Source organism: Nonomuraea sp. NPDC049504 (assembly GCF_040676845.1).
GTDB lineage: Bacteria > Actinomycetota > Actinomycetes > Streptosporangiales > Streptosporangiaceae > Nonomuraea > Nonomuraea salmonea.
Window position 1 is genome coordinate 223,844 of record NZ_JBFAPT010000005.1, and the last position, 13,966, is coordinate 237,809.

Genomic DNA, 13,966 nt, shown 5'->3' on the forward strand with positions numbered 1-13,966 from the left:
TTCGCCTTCTTCCCCTCGGTTTGTCATAAACGCTACGTCCAACCCTCGCCAGTGAAGACGCTCCGCCAAGGATTTCCTACGGAAAAGTACGCGGAACCAGCGGAGAGTCACTGCGGAAACATAGATGCCACCAGCATCGTTACGGTTATGGACGACCACTATCGAAAGGAAGATCGTGTCCGATCCGGACCCGTGGAGTCTTCGCCCGTGCTCGGGCACGGGTTCCTCTGAGGGCTCACTACGGTGAGCGCCTATCTCGGGCTGCTGGCCCTCCTGCTCCTGACCGCGGCGACCGGCTACTTCGTCGCCCAGGAATTCGCCTTCGTCGCCGCCGACCGCAGCCTCCTGCGTGAGCAGGCCGCCGCCGGCGACACCTCCGCCGAAAAGGCACTCCAGGTCACCTCCCGCCTGTCCTTCATGCTCTCGGGCGCGCAGCTCGGCATCACGGTGACGGCCCTGCTGGTGGGCTTCCTGGCCGAGCCGGCGATCGCCGCCCTCGTACGCCCCTGGCTGACCGACCTGGGCCTGCCCGACGCCATGATCACCGGGGTCTCCGTGGCCGCCGGCGTGTTCGTGGCCACCGTCGTGCAGATGGTCTTCGGCGAGCTGGCCCCCAAGAACCTCGGCATCGCGAGGCCCGAGCAGGTGGCCAAGTTCCTGGCCCGCTCGACGCTGGCGTACCTCGTGATCGTCGGCCCGGTGGTCAAGCTCTTCGACTCGGCCGCCACCGGCCTGCTCAGGCGGGTCGGCATCGAGCCCGTGGAGGAGGTGGAGCACGGCGCGACGCCTGAAGAGCTGTCCCGCATCATCGCGGAGTCGACCCAGGCGGGCGAGCTGCCCGCCCGGCTCTCCGACCTCCTGGAGCGGGCTCTGGAGTTCGGCGACCGCACGGCCGAGGAGATCATGGTCCCCCGCCCCCGGGTGGTGGTGCTCCGCTCCTCGCAACCCATCTCCGACCTGCTGGCCGTCATGCAGGACTGCGGCCACTCCCGCTACCCGGTGGTGACGGAGGAGGGCGACGTGGCCGGCGTGACGGGCGTACGCGAGCTGCTGACGACGGGTGTGGAGATCGGCACCATAGCCGCCATCACCCGCCCGGCACTCCTGGTGCCGGACTCGGTGCCCCTGCCGGCGGTCCTCGACCGCATGCGCGCGGCCAGGGACGACATCGCCTGCGTCATAGACGAGTACGGCGGCCTGGCAGGCGTGATAACCATCGAGGACCTGGCAGAGGAACTGGTGGGCGAACTGGTGGACGAGAACGACCCGGAGCCCCAAGGAGCAGTCGAACGCCCGGGAGGAGTCTGGGAGGTTCCCGGCCACCTACGCCTTGACGAGGTGGAACGAGCAACGGGTCTGGCGCTCCCGGAGAGCGACGACTACGACACACTGGCCGGCCTGGTCCTCGCAAGGCTCGGCAGAATGCCGAACCAGGGCGACAAGGTCACCGTCCCCATGACCCAGGACACCGACCCCTTCGCGGACGACCAGGAAGAAGCCCTGGCAGAGCTGACGGTCATGTCCCTCCACCGCAGGGTCCCGGAGTGGGTCCGCCTGACCCCGTCCAAACACGCGGAGGCGACGACCAGATGAGCATGATCGCCCTGAGCCTGGCGCTCCTCGCCTTCAACGCGTTGTTCGTGGCAGCAGAGTTCGCCTTCGTCTCGTCCAGACGCCACCGCCTGGAGGAGATAGGCGCGACAGGCAACCGCCTGGTCAGAATGGCCGCCCGCTCAGCAGCAGGCGGCAGCAGAAAACTCTCCCTGATGCTCGCCGGCGCCCAGTTGGGCATCACCCTCTGCACACTGGGCCTGGGCCAGGTGACGGAGCCGGCGATAGAACACTATTTGGAACCAGTGTTCGCAGCAGTGGGCATCCCAGAGGCGATGCGCCTCCCGATAGCCCTGACCTTCGCCCTGGCCCTGGTGACGTTCCTGCACATGGTCGTAGGGGAGATGGCCCCGAAGAGCTGGGCACTGACCCACCCGGAACGAGCGGCCCTGATCCTCACCCTCCCGTTCAGAGCCTTCACGACGGTCATGCGCCCGCTGCTGGCAACGTTGAACGCCCTGACGAACGCCATCCTCCACCTCTTCGGCGTCCAGCCGAGAGACGAGCTGGCAACGACGAGAACCCCCCGTCAGCTGGCCATGCTGGTAGGCGAATCAGGCCGCATGGGCCTCCTGGACAGAGAGGAACACGACCTCCTGACCAGAGCCCTACGCCTGGGCGACGAGGGCATAGAACCCCTGATGGTCCCCCTGGACAGGGCGGTAAAGGTCACAAAGGACGCCACAGCAGCAGAGATCAAGAAGACAGCAGCGGGAAGCGCCCACCTCAGGCTCCTGGTGGAAGGCCCGAACGGCGTAGAAGGCGCGCTACACGTGAGAGACGCCCTACTGAAACCAGCAAGCAAAGCAAGCGACCTGCTACGCAAGCTCCCAGAGCTACCCTGCACGACCCAGGTCCCCGAAGCCGTGACCGCCCTACAGGAACAACGATCCCATTTGGCCTTGGTTACGAACCAAGACCAAAAAATCATCGGAATGGTGAGCCTCACCGACCTGGTAGGCGAACTTCTGGACACCAGAACAGCAAGTGTGACGTAGAACACAAAGGGCCCGGGAGGGGATGAAAGTACCCTGCAACCACCGGGCCCTACCCTCAACCCGAAAAGAAACCCCAGATCCCCTTGCGCAAACAGCACCCCTTAGACAGGGTGAGCAAACACAGACCCACCGAGGGAAAGAAGCACCAGGGACAGCCGACCTTGGGACCGAAGCACTCGAGGGAAAGCCTGAGCACAAAGGACCACCAGAAAGTCCTGGGGTCTGGGGCGAGAGCCCCAGGAGCGCCAGCGACAGGACTGGGGTCTGGGGGCGACAGCCCCCAGGAGCGCCAGCGAAAGACGCTGGGGGTCCGGGGGTTACCCCCGGGCAGACATGACGAGGGGGACCCGAGGGAGCAAACCTGAAAGGCTTGCGACCAAGGATCCCCCAGTCACACGAGTGGGCGAGGAGGGATTTGAACCCTCACGTCCTTTCGGACACACGGACCTGAACCGTGCGCGTCTGCCGTTCCGCCACCCGCCCTTGTGGGTGCGGAAAGAACATTAGCACGGAACAGCCACTGGTACTGAACCCGGATACGATCGCATAAGACACGGGAGCGGAGGAGCTGGGCGCGGCTGCCGACGAGCGCCTGTGACACCGTCACGTGGAACGAGCGGAGACCGGGCGCCGATGCGTCTACGGAGCCGCGATCATATGCACGGAGGAAGGGAGGTACCCGGTGGGAGTCCTTCAGCGCTTCGAGCGAAGGCTCGAAGGCCTGGTTGAGGGAGCCTTTGCGCGGGCGTTCAAATCTGACCTTCAGCCGGTCGAGGTCGCCAGCGCGGTTCAGCGGGAGATGGATGAGCGTGCGGCGATCGTCGCTCAAGGTCGCACGCTCGTGCCCAACGACTTCGTGGTCGAGCTGTCCACGACCGACGCCGAACGGCTCGAGGTCTACGCCGACAGCATCAGCCACGAGCTGGCCAACCTCGCCAGGGAGTACGCCAAGGAACAGGGCTACTCCTTTGTGGGACCGGTCCGGGTTCGCTTCGAGACCGCCGGCGATCTGGCTGTGGGCTTGTTCCGCATCCGTTCGGGGGTCATCCGCGGCGCGACGGTGGAGCAGGACGAGATTCGCCAGCCGGCGAGCGACCTGCCTCCGTCGAGACCTCACGCTTTCGGCGGGCGGCCGCGGCTGCTCGTCAGCACTCAGGACGATCCGCAGGGCGACCGCTCCTACGAGCTCACCACTCCGGTGACCTTGCTAGGCAGGGGCACCGACTGCGATCTTCGTCTCGTCGACCCCGGAGTTTCGCGACATCACGCGGAGCTGCGTGTCGAGGGCCAGAATGTGGTTCTCGTCGATCTGGGTTCGACGAACGGCACTTTTGTCAATGGCCAGCCGGTGCGCAGGATCGAGCTCCAGAACGGCACGCGAGTGACCCTGGGGCGTACGACTCTGGTGTTCCGGCGCGATTAGGGGTAGACAGACGGTCCATGTCCGAGCTCACGCTGCTGCTGATCCGGCTCGCCTTCCTGGCGGTGCTGTGGTTCTTCGTCATTGCCGCAGTCGGCGTGATCCGGACTGACTTGTTCGGTTCACGCACCGCGCCGGCGGGTGGCCGTAAGGCCATGAAGCCCGCCAAACCCGTGGCCAAGCCCAAGAGCAAGAAGGGCGAGCCACGCCAGCTCATCGTCACGGGTGGGCCTCTCCAGGGCACCACCATCAACCTCACGGAGCAGCCCATCACCATTGGCCGGGCCAATGACGCCACGCTGGTGGTCACCGACGACTACGCTTCCAGCCGGCACGCCCGGCTCTTTCCTCAGGACGGTCAATGGATCGTGGAAGATCTTGGGTCCACCAACGGCACGTACCTCGACCGTTCAAAAGTCACCCGCCCGACCCCGGTGCCGCTCGGTGTTCCGATCCGCGTCGGCAAGACAGTCATTGAATTGCGCAAATGACCATCGCACTCCGCTACGCCGCCCGCTCGGACGTCGGCCTCCTCCGCGAAGGAAACGAGGACTCGGCGTACGCTAGCGGCCGCCTGCTCGCCGTCGCCGACGGCATGGGCGGGCATGCACACGGCGAGGTGGCGAGTTCTGTCGCCATCGCCGCCATGGCCTCTCTGGAAGAGGCCCAACAGGGGGGTGACCTGCTCAACGCCATCGAGGCAGCGGTACGCGACGCCAACCGCAAGCTGCACGAAATGGTGGGGCGGGATCCCAGCCTCAAAGGCATGGGCACGACGCTCACCGCCATGCTCTGGAACGGCACCCAGGTCGCCCTGGTGCACGTGGGCGACTCGCGCGCCTATCTCCTGAGACGTGGTGAGCTCTACCAGATCACCCACGACCACACGCTGGTGCAACAGCTGGTGGACGACGGGCGCATCACGCCGGAAGAGGCGGCCACCCACCCACAGCGGTCGATCCTGCTGCGCGCGCTCGACGGCAGCGGCGAGGTCGATCCCGATCTCACGCTGCGCGAGGCGCAGGTGGGCGACCGCTACCTGCTGTGTTCCGACGGCCTGTCGGGCGTGGTCAGCGCGGAGACGCTGCATGCCACGCTCACCAACATCGACGATCCTGAAGAGGTCGTCCGCCAGCTCATCGATCTGGCGAACCGGGGTGGCGGGCCCGACAACATCACGTGCGTGCTGGCCGACGTGCTGGAGATCTCCGACGGGCAGCAGCCGCCCGCGGAGGCCGCCATCGTCGGCGCGGCGGGCATGGCCGTGCTCGACGGGAGCCCGCAGGACGTCCCGCCGGGGCGAGCAGGCGCGGTGACCGCACCCCAGCCGGTGCTCTCCGACGACGATTTCGCTGAGCCGGTCGCCGGGACCTCGTCCCGGCGTTCGAGGAAGCGTCGCCGGATGTGGCCCGTGCTGGTCACCGTGCTCGGTGTCGGAGCCGTCGGCGTCTTCGTCGGCGGCTACTTCGGTTACCAGTGGACTCAGGACCAGTTCTTCGTCGGTGCAAGGGGCGGCGAGGTGGTCGTGTTCCAGGGGGTCAAGAAAGAGGTGGGTCCCTTCCAGCTCTTCCATGTCTCCAAGCCCACTGGCCGCCAGCTGTCCCAGCTGTCGGAGGCCGATCAGGCGCTGGTCAGGAGCGGCATCCCCGTCCCGAACGTGGCCGAGGGCATGACGAAGATCAACAGCCTGTCGTTCGACGAGCAGGACAAGGCCGCGGAAGAGAAGGAACCCGAGACGGAGGCGAGCGCCTCTCCCAGCGCCACCGCCTCCGCCACCAAGTCCAAGACGAGACAGCAGTAGATGAGCGAAGTCGACATCACCCCCGTCCCGATGCCGGCCAAGCGGCGCGTGGCGCAGCTGGTCATGCTCGCGCTCGCGGTGGTGATCGTCATGGCCGCCTACGCCAACGTGGGTCTGGCCATGGACGGGCAGATCCCGGCCGGGATGCTGACCTACGGGCTCAGCCTGGGCGGCCTGATGCTGGCCGCCTATCTGGTGCTCGCGAAGTTCGCCCCCTGGGCTGACCCGCTGATCCTGCCGCTGGTCACCGTGGTCAACGGCATCGGCCTGGTGATGATCTACCGGCTGGAGAACGCCCCGATGGACGGCGCCTCCGCGACCAGCCAGATCATCATGACCGGCGTCGGGGTCGTGCTGTTCGCCGTGACGCTGGTGGTGCTGCGCGACCATCGCACGCTGCAGCGGCTGACGTACACGGCGGGGCTGATCGGCGTGGTCCTGCTGATCTCGCCGCTGACCCCCGGGCTGGGCCAGGAGCGCAACGGCGCCCGCATCTGGATCGGGTTCGGCGCGGCCACCATCCAGCCGGCCGAGTTCGCGAAGATCGCGCTGGTCATCTTCTTCGCCGGCTACCTGGTCGCCAAGCGTGACGTGCTGGCGCTGGCCGGGCGGCGGCTGCTCTTCATCGACCTGCCGCGGGCCCGTGACCTCGGCCCGGTGCTGATCACGTGGGCCGTCGCCATCGGCGTGCTGGTGCTGCAGAAGGACCTGGGCTCGTCGCTGCTGCTGTTCGGCGGGTTCGTGGTGATGCTCTACATCGCCACGCAGCGTACGTCGTGGGTGCTGATCGGCATCCTGCTGTTCGTCGGCGGCGCGTTCATCGCCGGCCAGATCTTCTCCCACGTCGGCGACCGCTTCGACGTGTGGCTCGACCCGGGCTCCCAGGAGTACTACGACCGGCCCTTCGGCGGCAGCTACCAGATCATGCAGGGCCTGTTCGGGCTGGGCGCGGGCCGCATCCTCGGCACGGGGCTCGGCCAGGGCCACCCCGAGCTGATCCCGCTGGCCTTCTCCGACTTCATCTTCAACGCCACCGGCGAGGAGCTCGGCCTGACCGGGCTGATGGCGATCCTGATGATCTACGCGCTGATCGTCGAGCGCGGCCTGCGCACCGCGCTCGCGGCCCGCGACCCCTACTCGAAGCTGCTCGCGGGCGGCCTGTCGTTCATCCTCGCCTGGCAGGTGTTCATCATCGTGGGAGGCGTGACCAACCTCATCCCGCTGACCGGCCTGGTCACGCCGTTCATGTCGCAGGGCGGCTCGGCGCTGCTGGCTAACTGGATTCTTATCGCTCTCCTGGTACGAACGTCAGATGCCGCCAGACGCCCCCCACCCCAGGCGATCCAGAACGAGGGACTGACGCAGGTGTTCCAGCGATGAACGGCACCTTGAAGCGAGTGGCGGTGGCCGCGCTGGCCATGTTCGCGCTCCTGATGATCAACGTGAACTGGCTCCAGGCCGTCAAGGCCGAGGAGTACCAATCCGACGCGCGCAACACCCGCAACTTCTTCGACCGGTACGCGATCGAGCGCGGCCGCATCACGGCGGGCGGCAAGGTGATCGCGCAGTCCGTGGACACCGGCGACAACAGGTTCCGCTTCATCCGGAAATATCCGGACGCGAAGCTCTACGCGCACGTCACGGGCTTCTTCTCCCCCGAGAGCGCCGACGCCATCGAGTCGACCCACAACAAGCTCCTCGACGGCTCCAGCGCCGACCTGCTGCTGCGGCGCAGCATCGACCTGTTCACCGGCGAGCCGACCAAGGGCGCCAACGTCGAGCTGACGATCGACCCCAAGGCCCAGAAGGCGGCCTACGACGCCCTGCGGCAGAGCGGCAAGCGCGGCGCCTTGGTGGCGCTCGACCCGAAGACCGGCGGCATCCTCGCCATGGTCTCGCTGCCCACGTACGACCCGACCGAGCTGTCGGGCACCGACAAGGCCAAGGTGTTCAAGCGCTACGACGAGCTGGCCAAGGACAAGAGCCAGCCGCTGCTCAACAGGACCATCGCCCAGACCTACCCGCCCGGCTCGACGTTCAAGGTCGTGACGGCGGCGGCCTACCTTGAGGACGACGACTCGCGCGGCCCCGAGACCACGGTCGAGGCGCCGCAGCGGCTGCCGCTGCCCAACACGAACATCAGCCTGCCCAACTACGGCGGCGCGGCGTGCGGCAGCGGCCAGGTCACGCTGGTCTACGCGCTGGAAAGATCCTGCAACACGCCGTTCGGCTCGATGGGCATGGAGCTGGGCTACGACAAGATGAAGGAGCAGACCGAGAAGTTCGGCATGGGGCAGCAGGTCGCCGTGCCGATGCCGGTCGCCCAGAGCGACTTCGGGCCCAAGGAGGACCAGGCGGCCGTGGCGATGGCCTCGATCGGGCAGCGCAGCAACCGGATGACGCCGCTGCAGATGGCCATGATCGCGGCGGGCATCGCCAATGACGGCACGGTGATGAAGCCGTACCTCGTCAACAAGGTCACCGACTCCAAGGGCGACACCATCGACGAGGCCGACCCCGAAGAGCTCAGCACGGCGGTCAGCTCCGGGACGGCGGCCAAGCTGCGCGACATGATGGTGAGCGTCGTCTCCAACGGCACCGCCAACCTGGCGCAGGTGCCGGGCGTCCAAGTAGCGGGCAAGACGGGCACCGCGGAGACCTCCGACGGGCAGCCGCCGCACGCGTGGTTCATCAGCTTCGCGCCGGCGGAGAACCCGAAGGTGGCGCTCGCGGTCATCGTCGAGTCGGGCGCCGCCAACGTCGGGGCGGAGGCGACCGGCGGTCACACCGCCGCGCCCATCGCCAAGGCCGTGCTGGAGGCGGTGCTGAACAAGTGAGCGACGGTAACCTGCTGGGTCATGCGGCTCCGTAACCGCTACCTCCTGGTCTCCCGCATCGCCACGGGCGGTATGGGAGAGGTCTGGCGTGCCCGCGACGAGCTGCTCGGGCGCGAGGTGGCGGTGAAGATCCTGCGCAGCCACATCTACGCCGACCCCACGTTCCGCGAGCGGTTCAGGAACGAGGCGCGGCTCACCGCGGCGCTGGCCGACCCCGGCGTCGCGCAGATCTTCGACTACGGCGAGCAGAGCGACCTCGCCTACCTCGTCATGGAGCTGGTGCACGGCGAGCCGCTGTCGGCCATCCTGGCGCGCAACGGCGCGCTCGGGCCCGAGGTGACCCTCGACGTGGTGCACCAGACCGCCAAGGCGCTGCACGCGGCCCACTCCGCCGGGATCATCCACCGCGACGTCAAGCCGGGCAACCTGCTGGTCACCCCCGAGGGGTCGATCAAGGTGACCGACTTCGGCATCGCGCGTGCCCTGGAGGCGGCGCCGGTGACGCAGACCGGCACGGTGCTGGGCACCGCCCAGTACGTCAGTCCCGAGCAGGCGCAGGGTTTCCCGCTGACGCCCTCGACGGACCTCTACTCGCTGGGCGTGGTGGCGTACGAGTGCCTGGCGGGGCGCACGCCGTTCCGTGCCGACAGCCAGGTGGCGATCGCGCTGCTGCACCTCAACGAGCAGCCGCCGCCGCTCGGCGCCGACGTGCCGGCCGCGGTGCGCGAGCTGGTCATGGGGCTGCTGGCCAAGGAGCCCGCGCAGCGGCCCGGGTCGGCGATCGAGGTGGCCGATCGGGCGTACGTGCTGCGCGAGTCGCTGGCGGGGGCGGTGCACGGCGCCGCCGAGCTCAGCATGCTGACCGACCCGGGGGGCTTCCGCGTCCGCGAGCCGGCCCCCGAGGACGAGCTGGCCACCGACAACCTCGACCCGGCCACGCTCCAGGAGGGCCCGCGGAAGAAGCGGCGCAGGGGCGCGCGGACGCTCGCGCTGGTGGCCGCGGCGGGCTGCGTGGCGGCGGTGGGGCTGACGGCCATCACGTTCGCCGATCCGCAGCGGCCGCAGGCGACTCCCGAGGTGGCCGAACCGACACAATCGCCTACCGTGAAGGCCACGCCGACCCGGCAGAAGCCCCGCCCGTCGAAGACGAAGAGCACGCGGCGACCGCCGGTTGTTACGGTGAGGACACCGAGGCCGATACCCTCACGGTCGGCTACGGTAAGCACGTCGGCTACTCCCACCAAGAAGCCGACGCCGACGAAACCGCCCCCGACCACCACCCGGACGCCAACCCCCACCCCGACCCCAACGCCCACCACGACACCGACGACACCGACACCCACCGCCACGCCGGATCCGGGTGAGACAAACCCGCCCAAAGAGGAGACGTGATGCGCCATGGGGTCGATGATGGACACCGGCGGCCCCGCGAGCCGGCCGGTACCCAAGATGAACGGTAAGGGACAGTGCAGGAAATGACTCAGCCTCGGCTACTCGGAGGTCGCTACGAGCTCGACGGTGTCGTCGGGCGCGGCGGCATGGCCGAGGTGTATCGCGCCCGAGACATCCGGCTGGACCGCATAGTCGCGATCAAGACCCTCCGGTCCGACCTGGCGCGAGACCACACCTTCCAGGCCCGGTTCCGCCGTGAGGCGCAGTCGGCGGCCTCACTGAACCACCCGGCCGTGGTCGCGGTCTACGACACCGGCGAAGACGTCACCGACGGCACCCCCGTGCCGTACATCGTGATGGAATACGTCGACGGGCGGACGCTGCGCGACCTGCTGCGCCAGGACAGGCGGCTGCTGCCCGAGCGCGCGGTCGAGCTGGTCGACGGCATCCTGCGGGCGCTCGACTACAGCCACCGCGGCGGCATCGTCCACCGCGACATCAAGCCGGCCAACGTGATGATCACCCGCGCCGGCGACGTCAAGGTGATGGACTTCGGCATCGCCCGCGCGATGGCCGACTCCGCGGCCACCATGACGCAGACCGCGCAGGTGATAGGCACCGCCCAATACCTGTCGCCCGAGCAGGCCCGCGGCGAGCGGGTCGACGCGCGCAGCGACATCTACTCCACCGGCTGCGTGCTGTACGAGCTGCTGACCGGCCAGCCGCCGTTCACCGGCGACTCCCCCGTCGCGATCGCCTACCAGCACGTGCGCGAGGAGCCCATCCCGCCGTCGCAGATCGACCGCGAGATCCCGGCGTGGGCCGACGCCATCGTGCTCAAGGCCATGGCGAAGGACCCGGCCCAGCGCTACCAGAGCGCGGGCGAGATGCGGGCCGACATCCAGCGGGCCATGTCCGGCATGCCGACCGACGCCCAGACGATGGCGATGACCGGCACCATGGGCCAGGGCACCCGCATGATGACCGCCACGCACGCGGCCGGCGGCCCGGCCACGCAGCGCACCAACGCGATCCCCGACTACGACTACGACGAGGGCGGCGGCCGGGGCGGCCGGCGGAGGGCGTCGGGTGGCGGCGGCAACAACGCCGTCAAGACCGCCCTGTGGATCGTCATCCCGCTGCTCATCATCGGCGCGTTCATCACGGTGGGCTACGTCGTCTTCAGCGGAAAGGACACCCCTGCCGAGACGTCGGTGAAGATCCCGTCGCTGGTGTCGCAGGAGCGCTCCTACGCGGAAGCGGAGCTGAAAAAGCTCGGGCTGGTGCCGGAGCTCGTGCAGAAGGCCAGCTCCGACGTGGAGAAGGGCGCGGTCATCGAGACCGATCCGCCCGCCGACACCACGGTCGAGAAGGGCTCGACGGTCAAGCTGATCGTGTCCAAGGGGCCCGAGAAGATCAAGGTGCCCGACGGCCTGGTCGGCATGAGCTCCGAGGACGCCCAGAAGGTCCTCGAAGAGGTGGGCCTGCGCGGCGTGATCAAGACCCGCAACTCCAGCAAGGCGCAGGGCACTGTCATCGCCACCGACCCCAAGCCCGGGGCCGAGCTGGAGAAGGGCGGCTCCGTCACCCTCTTCGTGCCGAAGGAGCAGCGCGAGGTGCCCAGCGTCATCGGGCTCACCCAGCAGGACGCCACGGCTCAGCTGAAGGGCGCGGGCTTCAAGGTCAAGGTCTCCCAGCAGCCGGCGCAGGAGCCCGAGGGCACCGTCGTGCAGCAGAACCCGGGCGAGGGCACCAAGCTGCTGCCGGGCACCACGATCACGATCACGGTGTCCACCGGTCCCCAGGACACCGCGCCGCCGCCGACGGACGACCAGCCGACGGACGACTTCCCGACGGACGACCAGCCGACCGACGACTTCCCGACGGACGAGGAGGAGCCGCCGACGGACAACCCGATCGGCGACGAGGGCCTCGGTGGCGGTCTGCACGGTGACGGCTGGCGCAACCGCTGAGACACGCTGAAAGCCGCCTCTCCTGCGCGGAGGGGCGGCTTTCGCGCTGCCGGGCTGCTGAGGTCCGTGAGAGGCCGCGCGCATGAGAAGGCCCCGCGGCGAGCGGGGCCGGACATGAGAACGCCCCCGCCGCTCGGGGGCAACGGCGGGGACGCTCACTGGTACGTCGCTCTACGCGAGACGTTTGTTACACCATTTTTTGCAGCCAATTCCCCAGCAACCGATGACCGTGCTCGGACAGCACCGATTCCGGGTGGAACTGGATGCCCTCGATGGGCAGCTCGCGGTGCCGCAGCCCCATGACGACCCCGTCGGCGGTGCGGGCCGTCACGTCGAGCACGGCGGGCACGGTCTCGGGCAGCACGGCCAGCGAGTGGTAGCGGGTCATGCGCACGGGCGACGGCAGGCTCTCGAACACGCCCCTGCCGTCGTGGCTGATGTCGCTGGTCCTGCCGTGGAACAGCTCGGGAGCGCGCGTCACGGTGGCGCCGAAGGCGACCGCGATGGCCTGGTGGCCGAGGCAGACGCCGAGCAGCGGCCGGCCGGTCTCCGCCGCGTGGCGGACCAGCGGGACGCTCACACCGGCCGCCTCGGGCGTGCCGGGGCCCGGGCTGACGACCACGCCGTCGAAGCCGTCGGCGTCGTGCGCCCGGACGTCGTCGCGGGGCCGGACGTCGCACTCGGCGCCCAGCTCGCGCAGGTATTGCACGATGGTGTGCACGAAGCTGTCGTGGTTGTCCACGACCAGCACACGGCTCATTTCCTCACCGTCACCTCATCGAGTGTCACCGCCGGCTCCATCAGCGGGAACACGACGTACCAGAGTAGGGCCACCGCGGCGAGCACCAGGACGGCGGCCGTCAGCAGCCGGGCGGGCGGGCCGCCGGGCAGCTTGCGCCAGAGCCAGGCGTACATGTCACTCCTCGCGCGGTTCGCTGTGCTTCAGGACGCCGTAGACGATGAGCCGTTCGGCGGCGGAGTACTCGGGGTGGCAGGTGGACAGCGTGATGAAGGCGCGGATGGGCCGGATGTCGGGCTTGCCGGGCACCGGGGCCAGCACCTCGACCTCGTCGGGCCGCACGACGTCCTGGGAGGTGACGCGGTAGGTGTGGCGGGCCTCGCGGGTCTCCACGATGATCTCGTCGTCGCGTTCGAGCTCGTCGATCTCGTTGAACGGGGCCGCGTACGTGGTGCGGTGGCCCGAGAGCACGAAGTTGCCCACCTCGCCCGGCATGGCGCTGTCGGGGTAGTGGCCTGGGCCCTTCTTGAGCTGGTCGGCGCCGACGCCCTCGACGATCGCGTACCGGTAGTCGCGGCCCAGCCGCGGGATGCGCAGCAGCGCGAACGCCTGCCCGGCCTTCGGCTCCGGCGGGGCCGTGCGGCTCTTCTCGGCCGCCAGCTCGCGCTGGAGCAGCAGCTGCTGCCGCTGCGTGTACGCGCCGGTGCCCCAGAGCAGGTAGGCGCAGAACAGCATGAGGATCAGGCCCGCGGTGATGCTGGTCTCCCCGAGGGCCCGGAACACGGCCCGCATGCGATCAGGGTATTCGGCGACGATGCGGGGCCCGGGGATCGCCATGCGACGCGCGTGGCGACTATCCTGGGCCTCACTTCAATTACCCTTACCGAAGAGCCTGCGGATGATCCGGAAGCCCAGGCCCTCAGCAGGAGTTACCCAGTGCCCAAGTCGAAGGCTCGCAAGAAGGCGGTCTACACCCCGCCGCAGAGGTCACAGCAGGTCAAGGTCAGCCCCCGCTGGCTGGCTCCCACGATGGTCGCCGCGTGGATCATCGGAATCCTGTGGATCGCCGTCTACTACGTCGCTCCGCAGGCTCCCTTCTTCAGCGACCTCCAGAACTGGAACCTGCTGATCGGGTTTGTTTTCATCATCTTCGGTGTGGTTCTTTCCACCCGCTGGCGTTAGTTCTTTCCACAGT

At 68.4% G+C, this 13,966-nt stretch carries 13 protein-coding genes and 1 tRNA gene; 10 read left to right on the plus strand and 4 right to left on the minus strand.

All coding sequences use genetic code 11. The annotated features are described in order from the left end of the window. The first annotated feature begins 243 nt into the window (after window positions 1-243). Entirely contained in the window at window positions 244-1,593 is a 1,350-nt protein-coding gene (locus AB0K28_RS12475) for a hemolysin family protein (RefSeq protein ID WP_345393445.1), read from the plus strand. Beyond that, the gene (locus AB0K28_RS12480; RefSeq protein WP_364368509.1) at window positions 1,590-2,609 is read left to right on the plus strand and encodes a hemolysin family protein; all 1,020 of its coding nucleotides are present in this window, start codon (window positions 1,590-1,592) and stop codon (window positions 2,607-2,609) included. Before AB0K28_RS12475 ends, AB0K28_RS12480 begins: the two co-directional genes overlap by 4 nt. Before the next feature lie 400 nt (window positions 2,610-3,009). Here the strand turns inward: AB0K28_RS12480 and AB0K28_RS12485 are convergent. Continuing rightward, window positions 3,010-3,092 (minus strand) — tRNA-Leu (locus AB0K28_RS12485). Window positions 3,093-3,291: 199 nt separating this feature from the next. Here AB0K28_RS12485 and AB0K28_RS12490 point away from each other — a divergent pair. The 7 genes from AB0K28_RS12490 to pknB all read left to right on the plus strand — a co-directional run bounded on the left by AB0K28_RS12490 (window position 3,292) and on the right by pknB (window position 12,032). After that, a complete protein-coding gene (locus AB0K28_RS12490) occupies window positions 3,292-4,032 on the plus strand; it encodes a DUF3662 and FHA domain-containing protein (RefSeq protein ID WP_345393439.1) in 741 nt (246 codons plus the stop codon). 17 nt (window positions 4,033-4,049) lie between these two features. Beyond that, window positions 4,050-4,520: an FHA domain-containing protein gene (locus AB0K28_RS12495; protein ID WP_345393437.1), complete on the plus strand. Its 471-nt coding sequence runs from the start codon at window positions 4,050-4,052 to the stop codon at window positions 4,518-4,520. After that, window positions 4,517-5,830, plus strand: coding sequence for a Stp1/IreP family PP2C-type Ser/Thr phosphatase (locus AB0K28_RS12500; RefSeq protein WP_364368512.1), 1,314 nt, complete (start codon window positions 4,517-4,519; stop codon window positions 5,828-5,830). Before AB0K28_RS12495 ends, AB0K28_RS12500 begins: the two co-directional genes overlap by 4 nt. Then, the gene (locus AB0K28_RS12505; RefSeq protein ID WP_364368515.1) at window positions 5,831-7,210 is read left to right on the plus strand and encodes an FtsW/RodA/SpoVE family cell cycle protein; all 1,380 of its coding nucleotides are present in this window, start codon (window positions 5,831-5,833) and stop codon (window positions 7,208-7,210) included. Continuing rightward, window positions 7,207-8,667, plus strand: a complete 1,461-nt coding sequence (locus AB0K28_RS12510; protein ID WP_364368518.1) for a penicillin-binding protein 2 — start codon at window positions 7,207-7,209, stop codon at window positions 8,665-8,667. The genes AB0K28_RS12505 and AB0K28_RS12510 overlap by 4 nt, the downstream gene beginning before the upstream one ends. 21 nt (window positions 8,668-8,688) lie before the next feature. After that, the gene (locus AB0K28_RS12515) at window positions 8,689-10,059 is read left to right on the plus strand and encodes a protein kinase (protein ID WP_364368521.1); all 1,371 of its coding nucleotides are present in this window, start codon (window positions 8,689-8,691) and stop codon (window positions 10,057-10,059) included. Between the two features lie 83 nt (window positions 10,060-10,142). Continuing rightward, entirely contained in the window at window positions 10,143-12,032 is a 1,890-nt protein-coding gene (gene pknB, locus AB0K28_RS12520; RefSeq protein WP_364368524.1) for a Stk1 family PASTA domain-containing Ser/Thr kinase, read from the plus strand. Window positions 12,033-12,219: 187 nt separating this feature from the next. On the opposite strand, the gene AB0K28_RS12525 is transcribed toward pknB, so the two are convergent. Genes AB0K28_RS12525 through AB0K28_RS12535 form a run of 3 tightly spaced genes read right to left on the minus strand, consistent with a single transcriptional unit; the run spans window position 12,220 to window position 13,563 of the window. Next, entirely contained in the window at window positions 12,220-12,792 is a 573-nt protein-coding gene (locus AB0K28_RS12525; protein ID WP_364368527.1) for a gamma-glutamyl-gamma-aminobutyrate hydrolase family protein, read from the minus strand. Continuing rightward, window positions 12,789-12,947 carry a hypothetical protein gene (locus AB0K28_RS12530; protein ID WP_364368530.1) on the minus strand — a complete coding sequence of 53 codons (159 nt, stop codon included), beginning with the start codon at window positions 12,945-12,947 and terminating at the stop codon, window positions 12,789-12,791. Before AB0K28_RS12530 ends, AB0K28_RS12525 begins: the two co-directional genes overlap by 4 nt. A gap of 1 nt (window position 12,948) precedes the next feature. Next, window positions 12,949-13,563, minus strand: coding sequence for a class E sortase (locus tag AB0K28_RS12535; RefSeq protein WP_345393422.1), 615 nt, complete (start codon window positions 13,561-13,563; stop codon window positions 12,949-12,951). A 144-nt stretch (window positions 13,564-13,707) separates the two neighbouring features. On the opposite strand from AB0K28_RS12535, the gene AB0K28_RS12540 reads away from it, so the two are divergent. After that, window positions 13,708-13,953, plus strand: coding sequence for a cell division protein CrgA (locus AB0K28_RS12540; protein WP_364368533.1), 246 nt, complete (start codon window positions 13,708-13,710; stop codon window positions 13,951-13,953). The last annotated feature ends 13 nt before the right edge of the window (window positions 13,954-13,966 follow it).